This is a genomic window from Cryobacterium sp. TMS1-20-1 (assembly GCF_004402355.1).
Classification (GTDB): domain Bacteria; phylum Actinomycetota; class Actinomycetes; order Actinomycetales; family Microbacteriaceae; genus Cryobacterium; species Cryobacterium levicorallinum.
Genome location: NZ_SOGF01000006.1, coordinates 1 through 1,057, shown reverse-complemented (window position 1 = coordinate 1,057; position 1,057 = coordinate 1). Strand labels below are relative to the sequence as shown.

Here is a 1,057-nt window from a genome sequence, read left to right as displayed (position 1 = left end):
CCTTGAACTCCTGGGTAAATTTTCTCCGCGATGCGGTCATGCTGATCTCTACTTTCAGTAACGCCCCATTTTAAGAGGGCCCACTGTCCGAGATATCCGCAGCAGCTCATCTATACCCGCGTCACCGATGCTGCGATCAGTCTGCAGGGCCCCGATGAGCCCCGCACCCTCAGCCAACTCCGCGCCGACGTCGCCATTGACCTGCTCCAGCAGGGCGTCACCGGCACAGGTCTCGGCGCCGGCCTCACCGCCAACGTCAACATCACCGTCCCCGTCCTCACCCTGATGGGTCAGAGTGAGGAACCCGCCGAGCTCGAAGGGTACGGCCCGATCGACCCGGAGACGGCCCGCCGGCTGGCTGGGACGGCGACGAGCTTCCTCCGCGTCCTCACCCACCCGCACACCGGCATCGTCCTCGACGTCAGCTCCACCCCGTTCCGCGTGCCGGCCGCGCTGAAGAAATACCTGCGCCTACGCGATGGAACCTGCCGGTTCCCCGGCTGCAACCGCTCCGCCGGCCACTCCGACCTTGACCACACCATCGATAAACAATTCGCCAGCCCCACCACCGCCACCAACCTCCACTTCCTCTCGCCCGCCCACCACAACCTCAAACACTTCTCCGACTGGAAAGCCGTCGCCGACCCCGACGGCACCGTCCACTGGACCAGCCCCGCCGGCAAACACTACGCCACCGACCCCGCCACCCGCATCCGTCCGCACCTGCAGCAAACCGAAACGCCACCACCGGCACCATCCCCACCAGAACCACCAGCCCCACCACCGCCCGACCCCTGGAACATCCCCTGGAACACTCCCTCGAACACCGACTGGGACACCGACGACACCGACCCGCCACCGTTCTAGGATCCAGCGCCTCAAATTCGATCGTTACGTCGCCGCCCTGTCACTGGTCCAACATCAACAGCTCGATGCGCGGAACCAGACGGGTGTGTCTCAGTAACGGTGTTTCCGGCGTTTTTCATTAGTAGGATTCTGCGTTCGGCCAGCGGTCGTGGAAGGTGATGGCGAAGGCGTTGAGAGCGGGCTTCCACCT

Annotated in this window: 1 protein-coding gene; it reads left to right on the top strand. The window is 64.3% G+C overall.

Annotated elements, in window-relative coordinates:
- Positions 1-108 precede the first annotated feature (108 nt).
- Entirely contained in the window at positions 109-867 is a 759-nt protein-coding gene (locus E3O45_RS17750; RefSeq protein WP_198418201.1) for an HNH endonuclease signature motif containing protein, read from the top strand.
- The last annotated feature ends 190 nt before the right edge of the window (positions 868-1,057 follow it).